Genomic DNA, 21949 nt, shown 5'->3' with positions numbered 1-21949 from the left:
ACGATGTGAGAAGCTCAAAGGAGCCTTCGATGGACTACAGCAAGATCATTAAAGAAGTAGGGCGGGGGAAAAACCACGCCCGTGACCTGGATGTCGAAATGGCCCGCACGCTCTATTCGCGGATGCTTAACGGCGAAGTGCCCGAGCTCGAACTGGGCGGCATTCTTATTGCCCTGCGCATCAAGGGTGAAGGCGAAGCGGAGATGAAGGGCTTCTACGAGGCGATGCAGCAGCAGACGCTAAGCCTGACGCCGCCGGTGGGTAAACCTATGCCGATCGTTATCCCCAGCTATAACGGTGCGCGCAAACAGGCAAACCTGACCCCGCTGATCGCCATCCTGCTGCACAAACTCGGTTTCCCGGTGGTGGTGCACGGCGTGAGTCATGATCCAACCCGCGTGCTCACTGAAACGATTTTCGAGCTGATGGGGATTCCGGCCACGCTACACGAGGGTCAGGCCCAGGCGCGATTGGACATCCATCAGCCGGTTTACATCCCGATAGGTGTGCTTTGTCCAGCGCTGGAGAAACAGTTATCGATACGCTGGCGTATGGGCGTGCGCAACAGTGCGCACACGCTGGCCAAGCTGGCGACGCCGTTCGCGGAAGATGCGGCGCTGCGTCTGTCGAGCGTCTCTCATCCTGAATACGTCACTCGAGTGGCGAAATTCTTTACTGAAATCGGCGGTCGGGCATTGCTGATGCACGGTACTGAAGGCGAAGTCTATGCTAACCCGCAACGCTGCCCGCAGATTAGCCTGATTGATGCAGAAGGAACGCGTGTGCTGAACGAGCGTCAGGATATTGGTACAGCACAGGCTGTTGCGCTACCAGAGTCAAAAGACCCGGAGGTGACCGCACGCTGGATTGAACGCTGTGTGACAGGGCGCGAACCGCTACCCCTGTCGCTGAGAATCCAGCTGGCCTGCTGTCTGGTGGCTGCCGGGGAAACAGCCACTCTGGAACAGGGGCTGGCGAAAGTGGCTGAGCACTGGTAATCATCGCCGCCACTGCGGGCGGCGCTGCTTTACTCAGTGATTTCCAACGAAGTGAAATCGAATTTACTGCCATCAAAGAGCCCCTGGCTGGTTAGCTTGAGCGCTGGGATAACCGGTAGTGATAAAAACGCCATCTGGATAAAAGGTTCGTCGGGAAGAGTGCCGCAGAGTTTACCTGCGGCTTTGAGCGAACCTATTTGCTGCGCCAGCGTTTGTGCCGTTTCGGTGCTCATTAACCCGGCGACAGGTAGCGGCAAATGAGCCATGACCTGGTTATTATGGACGACGCACAATCCACCGCCGGTTGAGATAACCTGATTTACCGCCGTGGCCATTTCTTGCGCGCGACGGCCAATAACAACGATGTTATGGCTGTCATGGCTAACGGTTGCCGCCAGTGCCCCTTCACGTAAACCAAAGCCGCTCAGTAGACCGCAGGCGGGCGGCGTTTGCTTGCCATAACGTTCCAGAACGCTGATAAAGCAGATATCTTCTCGATCAAACCCTTCCCCGGTATACAGGCTCTCTCCATTGCCGGTGATCAGCTCGTTAGGAATGACCTCAATCACGCGATAGCGCCTGCCGGGAGTGAAATTGAAGGCAAAGTCGGCGGGGGATACCGGCTGGCGTACAACCGTGTTGCCTAAGGGAGGATGCGTTTTTGCTAACGTTGCAGACTCGGCGCGCAGTAATGCGTGTTCATCGACAGGAGTTCCCTTAATAAACACTTGCTGTACCTCAACTTGCTGAGGATTGCTAAGCAGGACGATATCCGCTTGTTTTCCCGGTGCCAGCAGTCCGAGATGTTTCAGGCCGAAATGGCGCGCGGCTGACCAGCTGGCAATACGGTAAGCGACATGTAGCGGTACATTGTGTTGGTTAATAAGGCGGCGGATAAGCGCGTCGATATGACCTTCATGGGCAATTTCCCAGGGGTTACGATCGTCGGTACAAAGCATACATTGTGGGCTGTTCATTTCATTGATTAACGGCGCGAGCGAATCGAGATTTCGCGCAGCGGATCCTTCACGGATCATTAATCCCATTCCCGCCCGTAGCTTTTCGCGGCCCTCTTGTTGAGAATAGCTTTCATGGCAATTTTCGATGCCAGCGGCAACATATGCATTAAGCGCTTTGCTGCTCAGTCCCGGGCAATGACCGTCAATCGTCAGAGTACGAAACGCGTCTATTTTATCCGCAATTTCACGCTCTCCGGCGATAACGCCGGGATAGTCCATTACCTCCGCGAGCCCGGTGACCAGGGGATGGTCGCGCCAGCGGAGCATTTGTTCAAGGGTAAAGTCGGCACCGTTTAAATCGCAACCTTTCAGGGCAGGGACGCAGGAGCTAACCTGAATATACTGATTTTGTTGGGCCAGCTCGGCACAGCGAATAAACCAGGCGAAGCCGGATTCCCCCATCACATTGACGATTTCATGGGGATCGCAAACGATGGTTGTCAGGCCGCGCGGCAGAGTTGCCGTTTCAAAAGCTACGGGGGTCATCATGCTCGACTCAATATGCAAATGGGCATCAACAAAGCCTGGTACTGCTGTTGCTCCGCGGGCATCGACACGCTGGTGAGCCGGGGCATCGGCATACTCTGGGCCAATACCGGCAATATGCTGGTTTTTTATCACTATGGGGCCTGCGAAACTCCCGCCATTAATTAAATCAAGTACAGTGACATTATCAATAATATAATCTGCAACACCCTCGCTACGTGATACGGCGAGCAATTCTTGTCTGTTTTGACGACTAATCTGGTGATATTTAAAGTTAATTTTATTTATCATTTTATTTTCTCATTTTGATTTATCAAATTGATTTTTTAATTATCATTTTATCATCTGTGGTGGTTTTTTATTTTATCGATAAATAGATTTTTACGATGTGATAGCTATCACTGAATTATGAGTCAGGTATGATTTAAAAAGAGTAAAGTCAGTGGATGTATCATAAAATTATTCTTCATCAGCGGATGAAAAACATGAAAAATGAACGCAGCGAAAACATTCATCAGAGTGTAGGCAGTCTTTCCCATTTTTTTAAACTACAGCAGCATAATACCTGTGTGCGCACAGAGGTGATAGCTGGGCTCACTACGTTTTTAACGATGGTTTATATCGTCTTTGTTAATCCGCAAATTTTAGCTGCAGCGCATATGGATGCGAAGGTCGTTTTTGTCACCACCTGTTTGATTGCCGGTATTGGTAGCATTGCCATGGGGCTTATTGCAAATCTTCCTGTTGCGCTGGCACCAGCAATGGGGCTAAACGCCTTTTTCGCCTTTGTGGTTGTTGGGGCGATGGGGATGAGCTGGCAGACAGCGATGGGCGCAATATTCTGGGGCGCTGTTGGGTTGTTTTTATTAACGCTTTTTCGCATTCGTTACTGGATGATTGCAAACATCCCAATAAGTTTGCGCATAGGTATCACCAGTGGAATAGGGTTGTTTATTGCAATGATGGGGCTGAAAAATTCAGGTGTCATTGTTGCAAATAAAGATACGTTAGTTGCCATTGGCGACTTGAGTTCGCATAGCGTGTTATTAGGGATTGTTGGTTTTTTTATTATTGCCGTTCTCTCTTCACGAAACTTCCATGCCGCAGTGCTGGTTTCAATTGTCGTCACATCATGTTGTGGTTTATTTTTTGGCGATGTTCATTTTAATGGTGTTTATTCTACTCCATCTGGTATTAGCGGGGTGATTGGCGAAGTGGATATACGAGGTGCCCTATCGCTGGATCTGGCTGGTATTATTTTCTCATTCATGCTGATTAATCTATTTGATTCTTCAGGGACGCTAATCGGCGTGACGGATAAAGCGGGTTTAATTGGCAAAGAGGGTAAATTCCCTAATATGCATAAGGCGCTGTATGTTGACAGTTTGAGTTCAGTGGCCGGTGCTTTTATTGGTACTTCATCGGTGACCGCTTATATCGAAAGTACGGCCGGTGTGTCGGTGGGAGGCCGGACCGGTCTTACAGCGGTGGTTGTCGGCGTTTTGTTTTTGCTGGTGATGTTTTTTTCGCCGCTGGCTGAAATAGTGCCGGGATATGCAACGGCTGGAGCCTTAATTTTCGTTGGCGTGTTGATGACATCCAGCCTCGCCCGTATTGACTGGGATGATTTTACCGAGTCAGTTCCGGCTTTTATTACGGCGGTAATGATGCCTTTCACGTTCTCTATCACCGAGGGGATTGCGCTTGGTTTTCTGGCTTACTGCATTATGAAGATCTTCTGTGGAAGATGGCGTGAGCTGAATCTGTGCGTCATTGCGGTTGCGATGCTGTTTGCGTTGAAAATTATTCTTGTTGATTAAAAAAAAGCCCGTCCAGTGGGATGGACGGGCAAGGCAAGGGTATTAAAGGGTCTTACAGGGTTGAAACAGTGGCATTACAGGGTCTTACTTGCTACAGGAATTTGTGGCGATTATTTATAGATAACCGCGGTACCGCTAATTTTGTTAGCGGTGTTAGCAGAGGTGATGCTGTAGCCGGTTGCGCCAGCGGCTTCGGCTTTCTCTGCCAGCTTAGCTTCCAGACCATCCAGCGTCGTTGCGCCTTCAGCGGAAACCACACCGATTTTGTTCATGCTTTCTGCCTGAGCCGATGTTACCGGCTGAGCGGCGAAAGCACCAAAGGACAGAGCGGAAAGGGCGATGGCGGCGGCAGCATATTTGATAGTTTTCATCATTAATCTCTCGCAGGTTGTCTTGTACAGGTGACGATGTTCCGTCGATGTGAGAAGTATCACGGTTTTGAGCGAGAGATAAAATCGAAGGAAATTAACAATCTCAATCTAATTTTTTGAATGATTATTAATTTATTGAATATTAATAAATTATTTTAGCCCGTGAAGAGAAAACGGATTGAAGCGAAGTTCAGGGGGAGGTAAGGGCACATTTTGCCACTCAGTTTGCCAAAAAACGTGCGCGAAAAGATAACGCGATCTGCGGTAATGAAAGGTAAGTGACGGTCAGCGAAGCTGGCTATCTTTAGATCCGCGGCGATTATATCCTGAAAATGTATTGTTATGTAAATCTTTATCTTGTTGGCATTTTACGCAGTATCTCACCCCCGCAACCGCTTGCCGACGCGCTTCCGGAATCGGCTCTCCGCACTCTTCACAAAATTTGTTGCTTTCACCCGATGAAAGCTCATTTCGCGCCCGCGCGATGGCATCATTAATAGTGCTGTCGATTTGCTCCTGCACGGCGTCGTCATTTGCCCAGCCTGATGCCATGGTTCACCTCGTTATCTCGTTTACTGTCAGTATAGAGAATATGGGGATAAAAAATGACCAGACAAGGTTCAGATCTCTGACCATTCGCGCAGCAGGTTATGGTACAGATTTAGCAGAGACAGCACTTCGTCGCTTTCACCATGGCGGCTTTTTAACTTCTGAATATTACCATCCAGCTCAAACAGCATGGCGCGGTGCTTATCGTCGCGGATCATGGATTGAATCCATAAGAACGAGGCCACGCGGGTACCCACTGTAACGGGAGTGACGCAGTGCAGGCTACTTGAAGGATAGAGTACCAGGTCGCCAGCCGGGAGCTTAACCGAGTGCTGGCCGTAGGTGTCGTTAACCACCAGCTCGCCGCCCTCGTAGCTTTCCGGGGCGGATAAAAAGAGGGTGGCGGAGAGATCGGTACGCATCCAGCCGCCCTGGGCCTGACTGCGCACCGCACCATCAACGTGAAATCCATAAGTTTCACTCTGCTGATAGCGGTTAAACAGCGGGCTGGAAAGGGTTTTCGGTAGCGCGGCGGCAAAAAACAGCGAATTGCGATTCAGCGCTGCGACGACCGTTGCCTGAAGTTCGCCATACAAGCTGCTGCGGGTGTCTACCTGCTGGTTATTTTTGACCTGAGCGCCCTGATCGCCAGTAGTTACGCGGCCGTCAACCCAATCGGCTTGTTGGAGCTGGGCGGTGAAATAGTCCACTTCCTGTGGGCTAAGGACGGCGGGGATATGGTACATCATGATTTTGTCTCCTGAAGAAACGGGGCGTTGCCGCCCCATCGTGGATCAGAAATGCATATTGGCGGTTAACAAGAAGGTCCGCGGTTCCCCCGGGTGATAGCGGTAGCCGCTCTTATTAATAGAGGCAACATAGTCGGTATCAAACAGGTTATAGACATTCAGCTGCAGGTCGAGATTACGGTTGATACGATAACCCACCTTGGCATCCGCTACCCAGTAGCCTTCGGTATAGGACGGCGTACCGACCGCGCCGTCGCTACCGCGATGCATACTGCCGACGTAGCGTGCGCCAGCGCCGACGGAGATAGCCTCAGTGGCCTGATATTGGCTCCAGACGGTAAATGCGTGCTCTGGCGTATACGGTAGCGCGCTGGTGCCATCCTGGGCGGTATTCGCGCCTTCGCTAATGCTGGCGCGCTGTTGGGTATAACCGCCAATAACCTGCCAGTCAGGAGTAATATTACCGGCCAGAGAGATCTCATAACCTTCCACGCGTTTTTTACCGTACTGTGAATAAGTGCCGTCGTCGTTCTGTTCGACTTCGTTTTCAATATCAGTACGGAAGAGGGCGGCGGTCAGCAGCAGGCGCTTCTCCATGAGCTCCCACTTGGTTCCGACTTCGCTGGTTTTTGCTTTCTGCGGTTTAAAGTCGGTACGATTGGCGCTGTTGCCGGTACCACTTTGCGCGAGGGTGAAGTTGCTGCCTCCCGGCGGCTGCTGAGAAACGGCGTAGTTGACATAGATATTGCCGTTATCGGTCAGATGATACAGCGCACCGGCTTTCCAGTTCACCAGGTTACCGCTGGTGGAGGTATCGACGGTGGTGACCGGCGTATTTTTCTCTACGCCCGTCGGGCAGGCGATAGCACCGCGTCCGGTACCGCCGCACAGGCTCGCGCTATCGTATTTAGTCTGATAATTGTCCAGACGGATCCCGCCGTTAAGTTCGAAGTCCTGAGTAATTTGCAGGGTGTCGAAGGCATAAACGCCGAAGGTATCCGTTTGCCCGTTGGCGTTGGCGCCGCTGCGGTCCAGGCCGCCGATGGAGATATCGCTGTTCGGGTGATAAATGTTCACCGCCGGCGGCGTTAGCGGATAAACCCCGTAGTTGGTCTGCGTTTCGCGGGTGAATTCCACACCGGTGCTGACGTCATGGCCGATGGAGCCGGTGTAGAACTTCGAGGTCAGGTTAGTCTGGTTAGTGAGGATCTTGTTGCTGGTGTCTTTGGTGTTTGCCAGACGTGACCAGGTCCAGGTGCCAACATCGCTGGGGTTAGGCTGGGTGATGTTCGTCGCCCCACCCATCACTGCGGTCATCAGATAATCCTGCTTCACGCGAGACCAGCGGGTCGTGTTCCGAATGGTCGTGGTGTCGCTCAGATCGTGTTCGAAGCGCATCGTCACGGTATCGGTGGTGGAATCATCGTAGTCGGAATTGGTGCCGTAGAAGTTGCTGGTGGCGACTTTACCGGAGTGATTCAGCGCCGAGGTGCTGGCGTTGGGGGCGGAATACCCTGGCAGACCGATAGTCGGAATGCCGCCATCTGGTGTATTGTGCTGGGTCACGTGCAGATAGTTCAGGTACAAGCGGGTCTCAGTGCCAAGACCGAACGCCGCCGATGGCGCCACGCCGTAACGCTCGTTTTTCACCTTGTCGCGGCCTGCATCGTGGGTTTTTTCACCCATCAGATTCAGGCGCACCGCGCTGGTTTCGCCAATGGTCTCGTTAATATCCAGCGTGCCGCGACGGAACCAGGCGCTACCTACGCTTGCGGAAGCATCGATGCCGGAGTCCAGGCGTGGCTGTTTGCTGATCATATTGATTGAACCGGTCGGCGCGCTGCGACCGTAGTCAGAACCAGACGGCCCCTTGATGACCTCAACCTGCTCAGTGTTGAAGGTATCGCGGCTGACGCTGCCGATATCGCGAATACCGTCGACGTAAATACTGTTGGAGGTATCTGCGCCGCGCATGTAGATGGCGTCGCCGGTGGTAGAGTTGCCATTTTCACCAGCAAAGAACGCCCCCACGCCGGGAACGTTCTTCAGCGCATCGGTGAGGTTGGTGACGCCCTGATCCTTCATCACCTGCTCAGAGACAACGGTGACCGTTCGCGTGGTATCGGCGATCGGACGAGAAAACTTAGGATCGGCGGAGTGGGTCGGCGCATACAGCGATGGAGTTTGCGCTTCGACCACCAGCGTTTCGCCAGCATTCTTTTCAGTGCTGTCCGCTGCAAGCACTTGACCGGTCGGAGAGAGACTCAGGCATAAACCGGTGAAGATTGTCAGTGAGTTGAAATTGCTGAACGGCAGATTATTATTTTTTTCCATATCAATAAGTGACTTATAGTTTTAATTAGGCCATAACGACCGCAGACGAAGCGATGCTTCGCCCCGACCACTGCAGGTGATTTTTAACAAAAGCAATGCTTTTGATAATGATTGTGATAATCATTATCAAACAACGGCCGAATTTTTATCACTCATTTATAAAAAAATAAATACATTTATTTACATTGACTGCATTTTTTCTACATAAAGAGGGGAGGCTATGGGCGAGGATAAAAGCAGAACGGGCCCAACCTGGATGTGGGCCCTATATTGCAGATCGCGTAGTTCAGGATGAAGGGGTTAGCGTGCGTCCGGACGAACAAGATCAAAGCGCAGGCTCTCATCGATGCCGTAGTAGGCGCTGGGGCCTCCGGCGCGCAAAATCGGCTGAGCTTTAGCGGTCTGGTAAATCCCTTCCTCCAGCAGCGACTCGTCGATATGCACCGCCACTACTTCGCCCAGCACCAGCCAGCTTTCAACCGCCATGCCGTCGGCGGTGGTCAACTGGATGCACTGCGAGAGGCGACATTCGAAGTTCACCGGGCTTTCGGCAACCCGTGGGACGCTGACAATACGGCTGGCAGCGGGCGTGAGCCCGGCGCGTGAAAATTCATCCTCATTACGCGGTATACTGGCGGACGTTTCGTTCATCGCTACCGCCAGAGGGCGAGTGGCCAGATTCCAGACGAATTCTTTAGTCTCGACGATATTCTGCACGCTATCTTTCCAGCCGCTGCTGGCAAAACCGATAATCGGTGGCCGATAGTTAAAGCAGTTAAAAAAACTGTAGGGTGCGAGATTGCGCTGCCCGCTGCTATCCAGCGAGGCGATCCAGCCGATGGGCCGAGGCCCGATAATGGCATTAAGCGGGTCGTGCGGCAGACCGTGTCCGTGCGAAGGTTGATAGAAGTACATACGACACCCATGACGAAAGAGTAGATATCCAGACTCACTTATTTACCGCGCCGCCGTCAACGGGTATCTTACGCGGCTGTTCAAAGGAGATTGCCATGAAAGCCCAGAAACCGGGGTTACACCCGCGTAACCGCCACCACCAACGCTACGATTTGCCCGCATTGTGCCAGGCCCACCCTGAGCTTCAGGCCTTTATCACCCTCAATCCGGTGGGTGAGCAGACCATCGACTTTGCCAACCCGTTGGCGGTGAAGGCGCTGAATAAAGCGCTGCTGGCGCACTTTTACGCAGTGAAACACTGGGATATCCCTGAGGGCTTTCTCTGCCCGCCGGTGCCGGGAAGAGCTGATTACATTCATCACCTCGCCGATTTGCTGGCACTGGACACAGGGGCTATTCCCTCGCAGGCCAGCATTCTTGATATTGGCGTCGGCGCAAACTGCATCTATCCACTAATTGGCGTACATGAATACGGTTGGCGTTTTACCGGCAGTGAAACACACGCTGAGGCTTTCGCCAGCGCGCAGGCTATCGTCAACGGTAATCCTGGATTGACTCGCCAGATTCGCCTGCGTCGCCAAAAAGATACCAAAGCGATTTTGACCGGCATTATTCATAAAAACGAAACTTACGACGCGACCCTGTGCAACCCGCCGTTCCATGATTCCGCCGCCAGCGCGCGGGAGGGCGGCGAGCGCAAACGTCGCAATCTGGGACTGGGCGAAGATAGCGTCACCAACTTTGGCGGCCAGCAGCAAGAGCTGTGGTGCGAAGGGGGTGAGGTAGCCTTTATCACCCAGATGATTCAGGAGAGCCAGCAGTTTGGCCGTCAGGTGAAGTGGTTTACCTCACTGGTTTCCCGCGGTGACAATTTGCCGCTGCTTTATCGCGCGCTGACCGACGTCGGCGCGGTAAAAGTGGTGAAAAAAGAGATGGCTCAGGGCAACAAGCAAAGCCGCTTTATCGCCTGGACCTTTATGGATGAAGCCAAACGCCGCCGTCCGTTTTAATCTGCTATAACGTCGGCTCCGCAGGAGCCGGCGGCCCGGCAGGTACCGGTGTTGGTAGCACCTGATAAGTCTGCACCGGTGCGCGAACGCCAGCGAGGTCGAAATGTCTTTTCACCTGGGTATCGAGGGCAAAACGAACCGTCCACTGCTTCAGCGGCAGGGTGGTGAAGGTGACCCGCAGGGTAAAGGCGGTATTACTCAAGCCCACCAGTCCGGCGAAAGACGGTTCGCCAATGATCAGCCCGCGAATCTCTTCCTGTGCCATCACTTCCGCTACCGCCTCTTTCAATGCCTGATTGGCCTTATCCAGACTCTCCTGTCGGTCGACATCATAGTTGGCGACCACTGAACCGATGCCGCGCACGAAGTTGGCGAAGGTGGTTATCGAAGACCACGGAATAATATGATAGGCACCGGTATCCTGGCGCACGCCGACCGAGCGAATCGACATCCGTTCCACCGTGCCGGTTAACGGCCCAATAGTGACCAAATCGCCGGTATTCATGCCGTTTTCAAACTGGATAAAAATCCCGGTAATAATATCTTTGACCAGAGTTTGCGCACCGAACGAAATCGCGAGGCCCAACGCCCCGGCACCGGCCAGCAGCGGAGCGATGTTCACCCCCACTTCCGAAAGCAGGATCATCACCGTAATGGTGCTGATTACCACCGCCAGCGCATTGCGAAACAGCGTCAGCAGCGTCCGGGCGCGGGCGCTGGGCAGCGGGCGACCATGAATATCCGACGCCAGACGGTTCTCTATCAGGCTGGCGAGCAGCGTCCAGCCAATCGCCGAGAAGAACAGGATCAGCGCGATGCGAATCAGAACATCTACCGCTTTTTGCCCGCTACCGTTATGGATCCAGCTCCAAAAATCGAACAGCCCCCAGGCGCTGAGCAGCAGCATAATTGCCACGCAGACCGTTAATATCCGCGCGACTTTTAGCGAAGCGGATATCCAGCTGTTAAGCCGCTTTTGCAGCTCGGGGTAATTGCGTTGGGTTTCTGGCGACAACGTGATGGTTTTGGCAATCCAGCGCGACAAGATGCCAGAAACCAGAGCAGCAGCGCCGATAATCGCCAGACTGCGTAACGTCGCGCCCATCATAAATTTCAGGCTATTGCCGGGGTCGAACAGCGAGAAGAAAAACAGCACGATAAAATAGGCGCAGGCCAGCCAGTGCCAAATCAGGGCAAAGGCGCGGATAAACAAACTGAAGAAGGCCAATGAACGATCGGCAAGCTGAATAAGCCCCTGAGTAATCAATGCTTTATTGTGAAAAATTAGGTACAGCGCCCACAGTGTAATACACAGCATAATAACGACGTTGGCCAGCGCGCCGACCTGCACGTTGACCTGATTAGAAATAATGGGTACCGCGACGATCAGGCCATAGCCAATCAGGCTACTCAGGGCGCTCAGGCGCAAATTCCAGTATTTCGCTGCCTCATCGCTGAGATTGAATGGCCGCAGTTCAGGGATCCGTGGACAGAAAATAACCCGCAGAAGGGCTTTGAAAAACTCAATCAGCGCGAAAGCATTCAGAAACAGGCTTTGCTGAAAGGCGATAGTGGAATTATTGCCGTTGAGGCGATCGCTTAAAAGCTGGCCGACGAATAGCGTTAGCGCGAGCAGGAGCAGGTCAAAGATAAAAGCCCCGGCAATGGTTGAGGGGAGCTGGAGCCAGTTGCTGCGATCGCGGTTTTTATGCCGTCCCCAGTGGCCCATTTTACGATACAGAGGCAAGGCCGCCAGGCGCACTAGCCACCAGAAGGCAAAAACCAGCCCTGCCAGTAGTAAAAAGTGCCAGGCGGCGTTACTGAACGTTTCTGAGTTGAAGGGTTTATGCGGAGAACCGGTGATGTTACGCCAGAGCTGAGAGAAACGTGACGAGAGCTGCTCGCCATATTCGCGGCTGATTTGTGTAACGTTTTCCAGCACTGTGGTCTCATCTTCGACTTCGGGCGGCGTCAGCTTTGGCGTGCTGGCGGGCGGAGGCGTGGCGGCGGCTTTACGCAACTGGTCGATAAGCTCCTGACGAGCATCGTTGTTTTCGAGCACGTCGGCCAGCGCGCCGTAGGCGGCTTTCTTCTGCTCAAGATCGGGTTCGCTGCTGCTGGGCTGGTCAGTAGTGGCAGCCGGCACGCCGGGCAGCGTTGCGGCGAATAGCGGGGTGGTAAACAACATGGCGAGCAGTAACAGAATCCGCAGCACAGGCACCTCCATTGCATCTCAAACCGATAAGTATAGAAGACGAGATCTGGAGGGTGAGGTTGGATGATTCTGGAAAGCGGCTCTCCCACGAATGGGGAGAGCCATTGGGATATGGTTTACCAGCTGTATTGAACGTTAAGGCTACCGTTAAGGTCGCCGTAATTATTACTGCCTTTTTGTCCGGCAACTAATCCGGTAATACTCCACTGGTTATTAAGATTCACTTCAATTCCCGCTTTTAGCTCGGCGCGATTTGCAGGTAAATCCATTTGCACGTCAGCATTATTAAATGCAACGGAGACATCATCATTGGTATGCAACAAGTTTATTTCGGCAAATGGCTGAATGACTGAATCTTGGTTTTTATATAGCTTACCATCTACGCGCAGACCGAGACGCGTTGTCCAGTTATCGCTGTTTTGCCCATCAATCCGCGTTCTTCCCTGGTCGATAATGGTATCAGCAGAATACTTCTGCCATGTGATTTGCGCCTGCGGCGTCAGGCTAATCTGGTTACCATTTTTCAGGGCGATGTCATATCGGTATCCAGCTTCTAGCGAAGCGGTATGGGTATGGGAATCATAGTCCGTTGAGCCAACATCTCCATTTTTCACCGTGTTACTGTACATCCCGTACTGATACCAGCTGTCAATATACAGACCGCCGTGCGTCCGGGCATCGGCAAACCAGGTTAAGTAAATTCCCAAGTTGTAACCTGAAACATTGCCGCTGGCGGACAGTTTACTGCCATCCAGACCACGATTACCCGTGCTATCAGTATCCGCATTGAGATAGCTGGCCATGATGCCTGTTACCAGACTTTGTTCGCTGTTATCCCAGGTGAGTATGTCCCCACCTATTTGGATTTGAGAATAGTTGTTGTTTATATCGATATTCCCGGTAACGGCTTTCGAATCGGAGCGTCCGGCTTTAAAGCGCATCCACATATTGCCATTATCGGTACGAAGCTGGCTGCCCTGACGATCGTAAAGCGTTTGCATTTGCAGATTGCGAACCATCCATTGGTTGCCAAGATATGCGCCTATATCTGCCCGATATTGATGTGAACCAGGAGGTGTTGTATTGCCGTTGCTGCCATCATCAGGATCAACCGGGTCAACGTTGCCGTTGTTGCCGTCATCGGGGTTAACCGGGTCAACGTTGCCGTTGTTGCCGTCATCGGGGTTAACCGGGTCAACGTTGCCGTTGTTGCCGTCATCGGGGTTAACCGGGTCAACGTTACCGTTGTTGCCGTCGTCAGGATTAACCGGGTCAACGTTGCCGTTGTTGCCGTCATCGGGGTTAACCGGGTCAACGTTACCGTTGTTGCCATCATCGGGGTTAACCGGGTCAACGTTGCCGTTGTTGCCGTCATCAGGTTTCACTGGATCTACAGGTGTGTTCGATTGAGAGCGTAGGTACCAGTCTCCGGCATCCTTATACAAACGGTATTCATATAAGCCAATTTGAACCTGATTCCCTTGGGTAAAGACACCGTTTGACTTACCTGCTATGTCAATTAATTCAATGCCTTTATTTGTCTTTTCACCCTTGCCATTCACATTAGTGATATAGACGGTAGAATTACCGTTTGAATCACCGGAGATCGTCAGCTTATCTGTTAACGAGTCATCGCCACCCAACTGGGTGTTGAAAAAGAGGTTGCCGTTATTACCGGTATAATTTCCATTAATTGTCAGAGTACGACCAGTTTCTCCATTTTTGCTCATGGTAATATTGCCGCCATTAAAGACGTGGCCATTAACGATGCCGCTACCGCCGAAACTCGCTCCTGACGCGATGTTAATTTTCTGCTTACTTCCGATGGTGCCAATTGTTCCGCTGTTCTCCAGCCATAAGGAGCCCTCTTTAACGTTGGTATCACCGCTGTAGGTATTGGCTGCGGAGAGAATTAAAGTACCGTTGCCAAGTTTAGTCAGTGATTTACCATCCCAGCCGCTGCTATTAGTTGAGGCGAGCGTATTTTCGACATCATCAAGACGGCTATTTACCGTAAATTGGCCATCTGCTTCACTTAACGTAAAGGTTCCGTGCGCTTCGGTTGCAGCATTGTTTTTATCTGCATACCAGGAAAGTGAAGTGACTAACTCATATTGAGTTTTATTGTCAGGGTTAATTCGTCCATCCAGGGTTAAAAAGTCCGTCTTCTTCGCATCTATTCCTGCAACGGTGAAGTGATTGAAGTCTCCTTGAATCTTATTTTCTGCACTAATAAGCGTAAAAGTGTACGGCGTGGTTATTAATGAATCCTTAATATTGCCAATGCCACTGATATTCAACGCCCCGTTAAGGTTACTATGACCAGTGGTGATAGTTGGTTCGCTGGCGGCGGAACCCAAATGAACATTGAGCACGCTGCTATCGGTGAGCATGAGTTGTCCAGCATTAAGGGAACCCGAAGCGGTATTAAGGTTGATGACGCCAGCGTTGGTAAGATTACCGATCGCGGAATTGCCGTGAACATTCCAGAGGCTGGTTTTGTCCAGGTCAACCGTGACATTGCTGTTTCCGGCCTGGATAGCACCACTCAGAGTGCTGTGATTTTGGGCGCGGAATATAACGTTATTCCAGTTGTTATCGCTAACCGTCAGCAGATTTGCGGCGCTGACATTTTGCAAATTATCAACGGTAATATCTGCGGCACCGGCATTCACATAAAATGCACTTCCGTCCTTGGCTGTGGCGGTAACGCTGCCGCCGGTGACATTGAGCGAATTGAGCTCATCGTCGTAATAAGCATATGATGAATCGAGATAATAGGCAGCGCTATCGCCGGTTATCTGGCTATTAATTAGTGATGCCGATGCCGAGTTCCATTCTTTTTCCTGTAATACACCCCAGGATTTATTACTAATAACGTTTAAATTCTGGCCTGTAAGAGTGCTCCCACTTCCGAGCTTGAGTCCATACGCGTCCTCACCCTGAGTGGAGATAGAAACTTGATTTAACTGAAGGTCTGAAGAATAAATATTAATACCACTGGAGCCTGCTCCTGTCGTTTGAATGCTACCGCCGGTCATTGTAATACTGCTATCCGTCTTGGCTGATATCCCTTCAGCGTTAGTACCTGAGGTGGAAATATCGACATTATCCAGGATAACTTTAGCTGAAAATGCAAGAATACCATTAGCCTCACTGCCGGTAGTTTTCAGATGACTATTGCTTACTGTCGTTTGTTTGGTGGCGTAGACATCTACTCCATATGCGTATTGGCCATGGGTTGATATGCCAATATTATCCAGAACTATGCCTGCTTCACTCGATACAATGCCTGGTGCATAATCGCCAGCGGTAGTCACCTGGCTGTCCTTTAATATTGTGTTTCCTTTATCTGTAGACAACCCTCGGGCCCCATAACCTTGGGTCGATATGATAAGATTGCTGAGTTGCATAAGAGCGCCACTGTCGTTTCCTATACCATAGGCTGAGCTACCAGTGGTCAGTATGCTACTGTTGCTCATGATGATATTCCCCCGCGATAATAAGCCGTAAGACCATTCTCCCGCGGTAGATATTTTGACGTTGTCCAGAGTGATTGCGCTATTCACATCTCCGGAATAGGCACCATGAGCAGAGTTACCCGTTGTTGTAATGTTTCCACCTGTTACATTAACAGTACCGCCAAAAATTGCGGAAATGCTATCAGAGTTACCGCCCGAAGTTGAAACTGACGTATCTTTCAGGGTTACCACGCTGTTGTTATAGGATGTAACTCCATCTGAATATATCCCTATAGTGGCTACGCTACCGCCTGTCATTGTAATATGAGCGTCTTCGTTGGCTGATAGCGCAGTACTCCAGTCACCTGCCGATGAAACAGATACGTTATTGAGATCAATAACGCTTTCTGATGAAGATGCAAGGACGCTGGTGGCTAAATATCCTTCAGTTATGATACTGCCGCGCGTCATCACAATTTTTCCACCATTATAGGCAATCAGACCGCCAGCCCATTCCCCTGCTGTAGTAATCGTGACATCATTGAGGGTAGCTATGCTGTTAGCATCAGAGGAGGATACTCCAAACGAGTTATCACCTTGGGTAGCGATTGAACCGCCGGTGAGGGATATCCTGGCTCCGGAAGTTGCGGTAACCGCCGACGAGCTATTGTCCGCGGTGAGTATTGACCAACCCTGATTATCCAGCGTTAGGCTACTATTAGCTCCGTCAATATATATGCCATTAGTTCCAGCACCTGAGGTTTTGATTGTGACGATACCTTCGTCACTAATAACAATATTCTGATCACCCCAGCCCCATGCCGAGATTGCAGTTGTTCCTTTGCTATTGGGGTCGTTGTTGCTGGAAAGATAGGTTCCACTTAATTTATATTCACCGGAATTATTAGTTGTAAAAGTCCGGTCTTCCGCCAGGGCGCCGCCTGACACGCATAAAAGTGATGCTGCCAGAGCATTGATTCGAGTATGGCTGAGAAGGCGTCCATTGCTGCTGGCAAATTCTGGTGCGACGACAAACATATTACGTGCAGCACTCCAGACGATATTAAAGCTTCGGTTCATAGTTCATCATTCCCTAATAAACAAAGATGCAATAATCATTTAAGCTATAGAAACATGATATCTTTGATATTTTTTTTTAATGGTTGTGTTTTTTGATGCTTATCACAAAAAGAATGTGATGTCTTTTCTGCAATGCTGAATTTCAGGCTGGGGTTATATGAATAAAGCAAGGCGTTAGATTATTGAGATTGAGAATTATATATGTTCATCTCACTTCATACATTCATAAAACATGAGTTATTTATTAAGGTGACTGCTGCGAGTGTATTTAATTACGTGAGTTAATTATATTAAATATAATTGATTTCAATTCAGTTCGACCAGTTTTAGGTTTCCTTGCGGATGATAATACTGCCTCGAAATAGGGATTCTGGAAAGCGGCTCTCCCACGAATGGGGAGAGCCATTGGGCATCAGGCTACGTGCTGCAAAAACTCGCGCAGGCGCGGGCTTGGCGGGTTCTTAACCAGTACCTGCGGATCGCCATCTTCTGCGATACGTCCTTTATCGATAAAGATCAGGCGTGAAGCCACTTTTTCGGCAAAGCCAATTTCGTGGGTGACGATGACCATGGTCATGCCCTCTTCGGCCAGATCCTGCATCACTTTCAGCACTTCGTGGCGCAGTTCTGGGTCCAGCGCAGATGTCGGCTCATCAAACAGCATCATTTTCGGCTTCACGGCCAGCGCGCGAGCAATCGCCACGCGCTGCTGCTGACCGCCGGAAAGCTCAGAAGGATAGTGGTGTGCACGCTCCGCCAGCCCCACTTTTTCCAACAGCTCTTTCGCCAGCTTTTCCGCCGCCGCTTTACTGGCACCGCGAACGCGCAGCGGGCCAAACATGACGTTTTCCAGCGCCGTCAAATGCGGGAACAGATAAAACTGCTGGAACACCATACCTGCTTCCTGACGAATCAGTCGTTCGTCGACTTTAGGATCGTTGACCTTCAGGCCATCGACGATCAGCTCGCCGCTGGTAATCTCTTCAAGTTTGTTGATACAGCGCAGCAGGGTTGATTTACCGGACCCGGACGGCCCGATAATGACCACCACTTCGCCCTGGTTGATCTTCAGATCGATATCATGCAGCACTTTAGTTGGGCCAAAATGCTTGGAAACGTTTTTAAATTCAATCACAGGATTTTCATCCTTCTTTCGAGACGACGCAGAACAAAGCTCAGCACCAGGGTGATGATCAGATAAATGACGGCAACGGCGCTCCATATTTCCAGCGCGCGGAAGTTACCGGCAATGATTTCCTGGCCCTGGCGGGTCAGTTCAGCAACGCCGATGACGATAAACAGTGAGGTATCCTTGATGCTGATAATCCACTGGTTACCCAGCGGCGGCAGCATACGGCGCAGCGCCAGCGGCAGGATCACGTGGCGGATGGTTTCACGACGTGAAAGGCCCAGTGCAAGGCCCGCTTCGCGAAAGCCTTTATGGATAGACAACACCGCGCCGCGGGTGATTTCCGCAATATAGGCGCCAGAGTTGATCATAATGGTGACCACCGCCGCGGAGAATGGGTCGATGCGTAAATCGCTAAACGCCATTGGCAGGGCAAAATAAATGAACATCACCTGCACCACAATCGGGGTGCCGCGAATGATTTCGATAAACACCAGCGCGATGTGGTTGGCGATCCAGCCGCCGAAACAGCGGGCGAAACCGGCCACCAAACCGATTATCAAACCGCCGATCAGGCCGAGGACGGAAATCCACAGCGTCATTTTGGCGCCTTCCAGCAAAATTGGAATGGCGGGCCAGATGGCACTCCAGTCAAACTGCATAAATGTGTTCCTGTTACCGTGTCGAAAACAGAGGAGACCCTCTGAGAAAATCATTCAGGCCTGCTTATCAGCAGGCCTGGAAGAGAAAACGCTCATTATTATTTTGGTTCAGTACCGAACCATTTTTTATAAATTTCGTTGTAAGTGCCGTTTTCACGCAGCGTTTTCAGCGCGCCGTTCACTTTTTCACGCAGTTCGTCGCTGCCTTTCGGGAAGGCGATACCGTAGTCTTGCGCTTCCAGTGAATCACCGACCGCTTTGAACTTGCCGTTACCCGCAGTTTTGATGAAGTAAAGAATGTTCGGCGTATCGTGCAGTACCGCATCAGCGCGACCGGTGCCCAGTTCCATATAGGCATTGTCGATGTTCGGGAACTGACGCAGATCTTTGGTTTTGATATTGGCTTTCGCGTAGTCAACGGAGCCAGTACCGCCTTTCACTGCCACCACTTTTCCGTTCAAATCTTTAACATCTTTGATGTCATTATTATTAGCGTTGACCATCACCAGCAGACCGCTTTTGTAATAGCCATCAGAGAAGTCGATTGCTTTTTTACGTTCTTCAGTGATGGTAATTCCCGCCAGCGCGAGGTCGATATTTTTGGTTTGCAGCGCCGGAATAATGCCGCTGAAGTCCATTGGCTTCAGGGTATAGTCCAGCTTCAGCTCTTTGGCGACGGCAGCCCACAAGTCGACGTCGAAACCAACGTACTTATCGCCCTGCTTGAATTCGAACGGAACAAATGCCGTATCTGTCGCGACAATCAGTTTATCAGCGGCGTGAGAAGAAACCGCAAAAGCCAGGGTCAGTGCAGCCAGTGAAACTTTAAATACAGACTTCATAGCATTTCCTTTTTTATCCACGGGATGATCCCCTGCGAGAACGAATAGTCTTATGAAAAAATCGTGCCAGTTTTACAACTCGTTGTTTTACAACAACCAGGATGAATCTCATTGCACGGTTTTGATAACGGATAACGTTAATTGCACCATTGTGGGGCGTTGTTTTGGTGCACCATAAGCACTTAGCATAACAAGAGCATTTTTAACGCAAAACCAGAGGGGAAAACAATCTCGCCGTAACGATTGTGTGAGGTGATTATTACAATTGATTTACTTTGGTGCGTATTTTGAACACTTTTTTGCACTAATGTAGTGCATTAAGGCGATTGGCGTAGTGGAACAAAAAAAAGCCGCCAGCGGGGCTGACGGCAGTTGGCATTACTCGATATTGGCTTCGATGAACCACAGGAATTTATCCAGGTCACGGGAAGCAGCGGTAAATATATCGGCAGTATCTTCATCTTTTGCTTCTTCGATGGCTTTACGCACGTCGTTAGCGACGATGGCGTAGCGATCGGCCAGCTCTTTCAGATGGTCCTGCACGCTATGGATATCTAGCGGGTAGCTTTTCAGTGGGCTTTTGCTATTGATAACCTGAGTAGTCCCCAGCGCCACGCCGCCAAGCTGCACGGCACGTTCAGCCATGGTATCAAGATGGTCGACTAGCGCGGTGCGAAAGCCGTCCAGCATTTCATGAACGGCAATGAAGTTTGCACCGCGCATATTCCAGTGAGCCTGCTTGGTAATCAGCGACAGGTCAATGAACTGGATCACCTGGCGATTCAGCAGCTCAACGGTCGCCTTCTTCGCGCTATCTGCGACGTCGTTACGGGTATAGAGCAGATTCGTTGCTTTAGTTTTAACCAGTTTTGCGGTACTCATAGTTTCATATCCTCTTGATATTTGTACTCGTCATACTTCAAATTTGAATTATGCGGAGCGTCTCGTCCCAATAACTTGCGGGATTAAGTATAGCAACGGATATGAGGTTTGCAGTGGCGGTAGTCTCTATCGGTCTGATAGCACAGGTCTGTTGGACGGTTTTTATATCTTATAAATCAATTAACTAAGGCTCTACGTGATAGGTTTTTATCGCGTAGAGCCTGCGATTAGTTAATGTCGACTTCTTTTATTTTACTTTCCCGACGCATCGTCAAAGTGGAGCCCATCGAGGCGAGAATAATTGCCCCCAGCGCCAGCGTTTGCACGAGGGTTAGCATCTCGCCAAGAAATACCATCCCGGAAAGCGCGGCAAGGGCTGGTTCCATGCTCATCAGCGTGCCAAATGTTTTGCTGGGCATGCGGGTAAGGGCGATCATCTCCAGCGAGTAGGGCAGAGCGGTCGACAAAATAGCGATCCCGAGCCCTGGCAACAGTAGCGCCCACTGAAATAACGTATCGCTGGCCTGAATCATCCCTATCGGCACGAAAACCACTGCGGCGATAAGCGAACCCATCGCCACCGTTGCCGGGCCGTGCTCTTCCCCGGCACGCTGGCCAGTGAGAATGTAGACTGCCCAGCAGGCTCCGGCCCCAAGTGCGAGCAGCGCGCCCATCGGATCTATTTGCGAAATGTCTTGTCCCAGCGGCAGCAGGAACCACAGTCCGAGCACCGCCAGAGCCACCCACACAAAGTCCAGTGGGCGGCGAGAGCCAAACAATGCCACGGCCAGCGGCCCGGTAAACTCCAGCGCGACCGCAACCCCCAGCGGGATATGTTGAATTGATAAATAAAACAGGTAGTTCATCGCGCCAAGCGACAGACCGTATAACAGCAGCGGTAAACGCTGCTCCGGGGCGAAACGCAGGCGCCAGGGCTTGAAGACCACCACCAGGATTAAGGTTCCCAGGGCCAGACGTAGGGCGGTGACGCCAGGTGCACCCACTAATGGGAACAACGATTTCGCGAGCGATGCGCCGCTCTGGATGGAAATCATGGCGATGATAATAACCAGTATCGGCAACCATGCCGGTACTTTGCGGGACGAGCCGGGCATCCTTTCTCCTGTCAAATTTTGTCAAACGCGGTAAAGGTTCCAGTGTAAAGGAATTACCCGGCGGCGGTTTAGCTAATGTTGAAATAATCCGCCCAAGGAGCAGTACAATGAGATGAGGTGCGAAGATAAATTCACCGGATGATTAGGAATTATCTGGATGCATGTCTGGCGCTTTATGAGCCTTAATAGGACTATATTTGTAAAAAGGGTTTGTTTTCCAGTTTGTTATAGAAACGTAGAAACCTTTAGTTACATGAAAAAGTTCGTTAGACACTGTAAAGTGAAAAGAGTTTCCCAAAAGTTTTTGATATA

At 50.9% G+C, this 21949-nt stretch carries 16 protein-coding genes; 3 read left to right on the top strand and 13 right to left on the bottom strand.

What is annotated here, in order from left to right:
• Window positions 1-29: 29 nt before the first annotated feature.
• Window positions 30-998 carry a DNA-binding protein YbiB gene (gene ybiB / locus DA718_RS19155; protein WP_112214725.1) on the top strand — a complete coding sequence of 323 codons (969 nt, stop codon included), beginning with the start codon at window positions 30-32 and terminating at the stop codon, window positions 996-998.
• A gap of 29 nt (window positions 999-1027) precedes the next feature.
• Here the strand turns inward: ybiB and adeD are convergent, their stop codons facing one another.
• Window positions 1028-2794 carry an adenine deaminase gene (adeD, locus tag DA718_RS19150; protein WP_112214724.1) on the bottom strand — a complete coding sequence of 589 codons (1767 nt, stop codon included), beginning with the start codon at window positions 2792-2794 and terminating at the stop codon, window positions 1028-1030.
• Between the two features lie 194 nt (window positions 2795-2988).
• Here adeD and DA718_RS19145 point away from each other — a divergent pair, with 194 nt between their 5' ends.
• Complete coding sequence (locus DA718_RS19145; RefSeq protein WP_112214735.1) at window positions 2989-4323, top strand: NCS2 family permease; 1335 nt, start codon at window positions 2989-2991, stop codon at window positions 4321-4323.
• Between the two features lie 110 nt (window positions 4324-4433).
• On the opposite strand, the gene ybiJ is transcribed toward DA718_RS19145, so the two are convergent.
• From ybiJ to DA718_RS19120, 5 genes are all read right to left on the bottom strand, one after another.
• A complete protein-coding gene (gene ybiJ / locus DA718_RS19140; protein WP_112214723.1) occupies window positions 4434-4694 on the bottom strand; it encodes a DUF1471 family protein YbiJ in 261 nt (86 codons plus the stop codon).
• Between the two features lie 285 nt (window positions 4695-4979).
• Window positions 4980-5246 carry a DksA/TraR family C4-type zinc finger protein gene (locus DA718_RS19135; protein ID WP_112214722.1) on the bottom strand — a complete coding sequence of 89 codons (267 nt, stop codon included), beginning with the start codon at window positions 5244-5246 and terminating at the stop codon, window positions 4980-4982.
• A gap of 68 nt (window positions 5247-5314) precedes the next feature.
• On the bottom strand, window positions 5315-5992 hold the full coding sequence (ybiX, locus tag DA718_RS19130) for a PKHD-type hydroxylase YbiX (RefSeq protein WP_112214721.1): 678 nt from the start codon (window positions 5990-5992) through the stop codon (window positions 5315-5317).
• 45 nt (window positions 5993-6037) lie between these two features.
• Entirely contained in the window at window positions 6038-8326 is a 2289-nt protein-coding gene (locus DA718_RS19125; RefSeq protein ID WP_112214720.1) for a catecholate siderophore receptor Fiu, read from the bottom strand.
• 300 nt (window positions 8327-8626) lie between these two features.
• Window positions 8627-9241, bottom strand: a complete 615-nt coding sequence (locus tag DA718_RS19120) for a flavin reductase family protein (protein WP_112214719.1) — start codon at window positions 9239-9241, stop codon at window positions 8627-8629.
• Between the two features lie 95 nt (window positions 9242-9336).
• On the opposite strand from DA718_RS19120, the gene rlmF reads away from it, so the two are divergent.
• Entirely contained in the window at window positions 9337-10251 is a 915-nt protein-coding gene (gene rlmF / locus DA718_RS19115) for a 23S rRNA (adenine(1618)-N(6))-methyltransferase RlmF (protein ID WP_112214718.1), read from the top strand.
• A gap of 4 nt (window positions 10252-10255) precedes the next feature.
• Here the strand turns inward: rlmF and ybiO are convergent, their stop codons facing one another.
• The 7 genes from ybiO to rhtA form a co-directional block, all read right to left on the bottom strand.
• Window positions 10256-12478 (bottom strand): mechanosensitive channel protein, encoded by a 2223-nt coding sequence (ybiO, locus tag DA718_RS19110; protein ID WP_376767891.1) that lies wholly within the window; start codon window positions 12476-12478, stop codon window positions 10256-10258.
• A gap of 104 nt (window positions 12479-12582) precedes the next feature.
• Entirely contained in the window at window positions 12583-17007 is a 4425-nt protein-coding gene (locus DA718_RS30970) for an autotransporter outer membrane beta-barrel domain-containing protein (RefSeq protein ID WP_112214716.1), read from the bottom strand.
• A gap of 412 nt (window positions 17008-17419) precedes the next feature.
• A complete protein-coding gene (gene glnQ / locus DA718_RS19100; protein WP_112214715.1) occupies window positions 17420-18142 on the bottom strand; it encodes a glutamine ABC transporter ATP-binding protein GlnQ in 723 nt (240 codons plus the stop codon).
• A complete protein-coding gene (gene glnP, locus DA718_RS19095; RefSeq protein ID WP_112214714.1) occupies window positions 18139-18798 on the bottom strand; it encodes a glutamine ABC transporter permease GlnP in 660 nt (219 codons plus the stop codon). Before glnP ends, glnQ begins: the two co-directional genes overlap by 4 nt.
• A 98-nt stretch (window positions 18799-18896) precedes the next feature.
• Entirely contained in the window at window positions 18897-19640 is a 744-nt protein-coding gene (gene glnH / locus DA718_RS19090) for a glutamine ABC transporter substrate-binding protein GlnH (protein ID WP_110275365.1), read from the bottom strand.
• Between the two features lie 378 nt (window positions 19641-20018).
• Entirely contained in the window at window positions 20019-20522 is a 504-nt protein-coding gene (gene dps / locus DA718_RS19085) for a DNA starvation/stationary phase protection protein Dps (RefSeq protein ID WP_110275363.1), read from the bottom strand.
• 227 nt (window positions 20523-20749) lie between these two features.
• Window positions 20750-21637: a threonine/homoserine exporter RhtA gene (gene rhtA, locus DA718_RS19080; protein WP_112214713.1), complete on the bottom strand. Its 888-nt coding sequence runs from the start codon at window positions 21635-21637 to the stop codon at window positions 20750-20752.
• Between the last annotated feature and the right edge of the window lie 312 nt (window positions 21638-21949).

It is taken from the genome of Klebsiella huaxiensis (assembly GCF_003261575.2).
GTDB lineage: Bacteria > Pseudomonadota > Gammaproteobacteria > Enterobacterales > Enterobacteriaceae > Klebsiella > Klebsiella huaxiensis.
The sequence above is the reverse complement of the archived record's forward strand: the minus strand, read 5'-3'. Positions and strand labels throughout refer to the sequence as shown.

Bases quoted from the DNA above. Each gene is read 5' to 3' on its own strand.
- DA718_RS30970 (WP_112214716.1), bottom strand. From the start codon at position 17,007: ATGAACCGAAGCTTTAATATCGTCTGGAGTGCTGCACGTAATATGTTT.
- rlmF (WP_112214718.1), top strand. From the start codon at position 9,337: ATGAAAGCCCAGAAACCGGGGTTACACCCGCGTAACCGCCACCACCAA.
- ybiB (WP_112214725.1), top strand. From the start codon at position 30: ATGGACTACAGCAAGATCATTAAAGAAGTAGGGCGGGGGAAAAACCAC.
- glnH (WP_110275365.1), bottom strand. From the start codon at position 19,640: ATGAAGTCTGTATTTAAAGTTTCACTGGCTGCACTGACCCTGGCTTTT.
- DA718_RS19145 (WP_112214735.1), top strand. From the start codon at position 2,989: ATGAAAAATGAACGCAGCGAAAACATTCATCAGAGTGTAGGCAGTCTT.
- dps (WP_110275363.1), bottom strand. From the start codon at position 20,522: ATGAGTACCGCAAAACTGGTTAAAACTAAAGCAACGAATCTGCTCTAT.
- glnP (WP_112214714.1), bottom strand. From the start codon at position 18,798: ATGCAGTTTGACTGGAGTGCCATCTGGCCCGCCATTCCAATTTTGCTG.
- adeD (WP_112214724.1), bottom strand. From the start codon at position 2,794: ATGATAAATAAAATTAACTTTAAATATCACCAGATTAGTCGTCAAAAC.
- DA718_RS19135 (WP_112214722.1), bottom strand. From the start codon at position 5,246: ATGGCATCAGGCTGGGCAAATGACGACGCCGTGCAGGAGCAAATCGAC.
- ybiX (WP_112214721.1), bottom strand. From the start codon at position 5,992: ATGATGTACCATATCCCCGCCGTCCTTAGCCCACAGGAAGTGGACTAT.
- DA718_RS19125 (WP_112214720.1), bottom strand. From the start codon at position 8,326: ATGGAAAAAAATAATAATCTGCCGTTCAGCAATTTCAACTCACTGACA.
- rhtA (WP_112214713.1), bottom strand. From the start codon at position 21,637: ATGCCCGGCTCGTCCCGCAAAGTACCGGCATGGTTGCCGATACTGGTT.
- DA718_RS19120 (WP_112214719.1), bottom strand. From the start codon at position 9,241: ATGTACTTCTATCAACCTTCGCACGGACACGGTCTGCCGCACGACCCG.
- ybiO (WP_376767891.1), bottom strand. From the start codon at position 12,478: ATGGAGGTGCCTGTGCTGCGGATTCTGTTACTGCTCGCCATGTTGTTT.
- ybiJ (WP_112214723.1), bottom strand. From the start codon at position 4,694: ATGAAAACTATCAAATATGCTGCCGCCGCCATCGCCCTTTCCGCTCTG.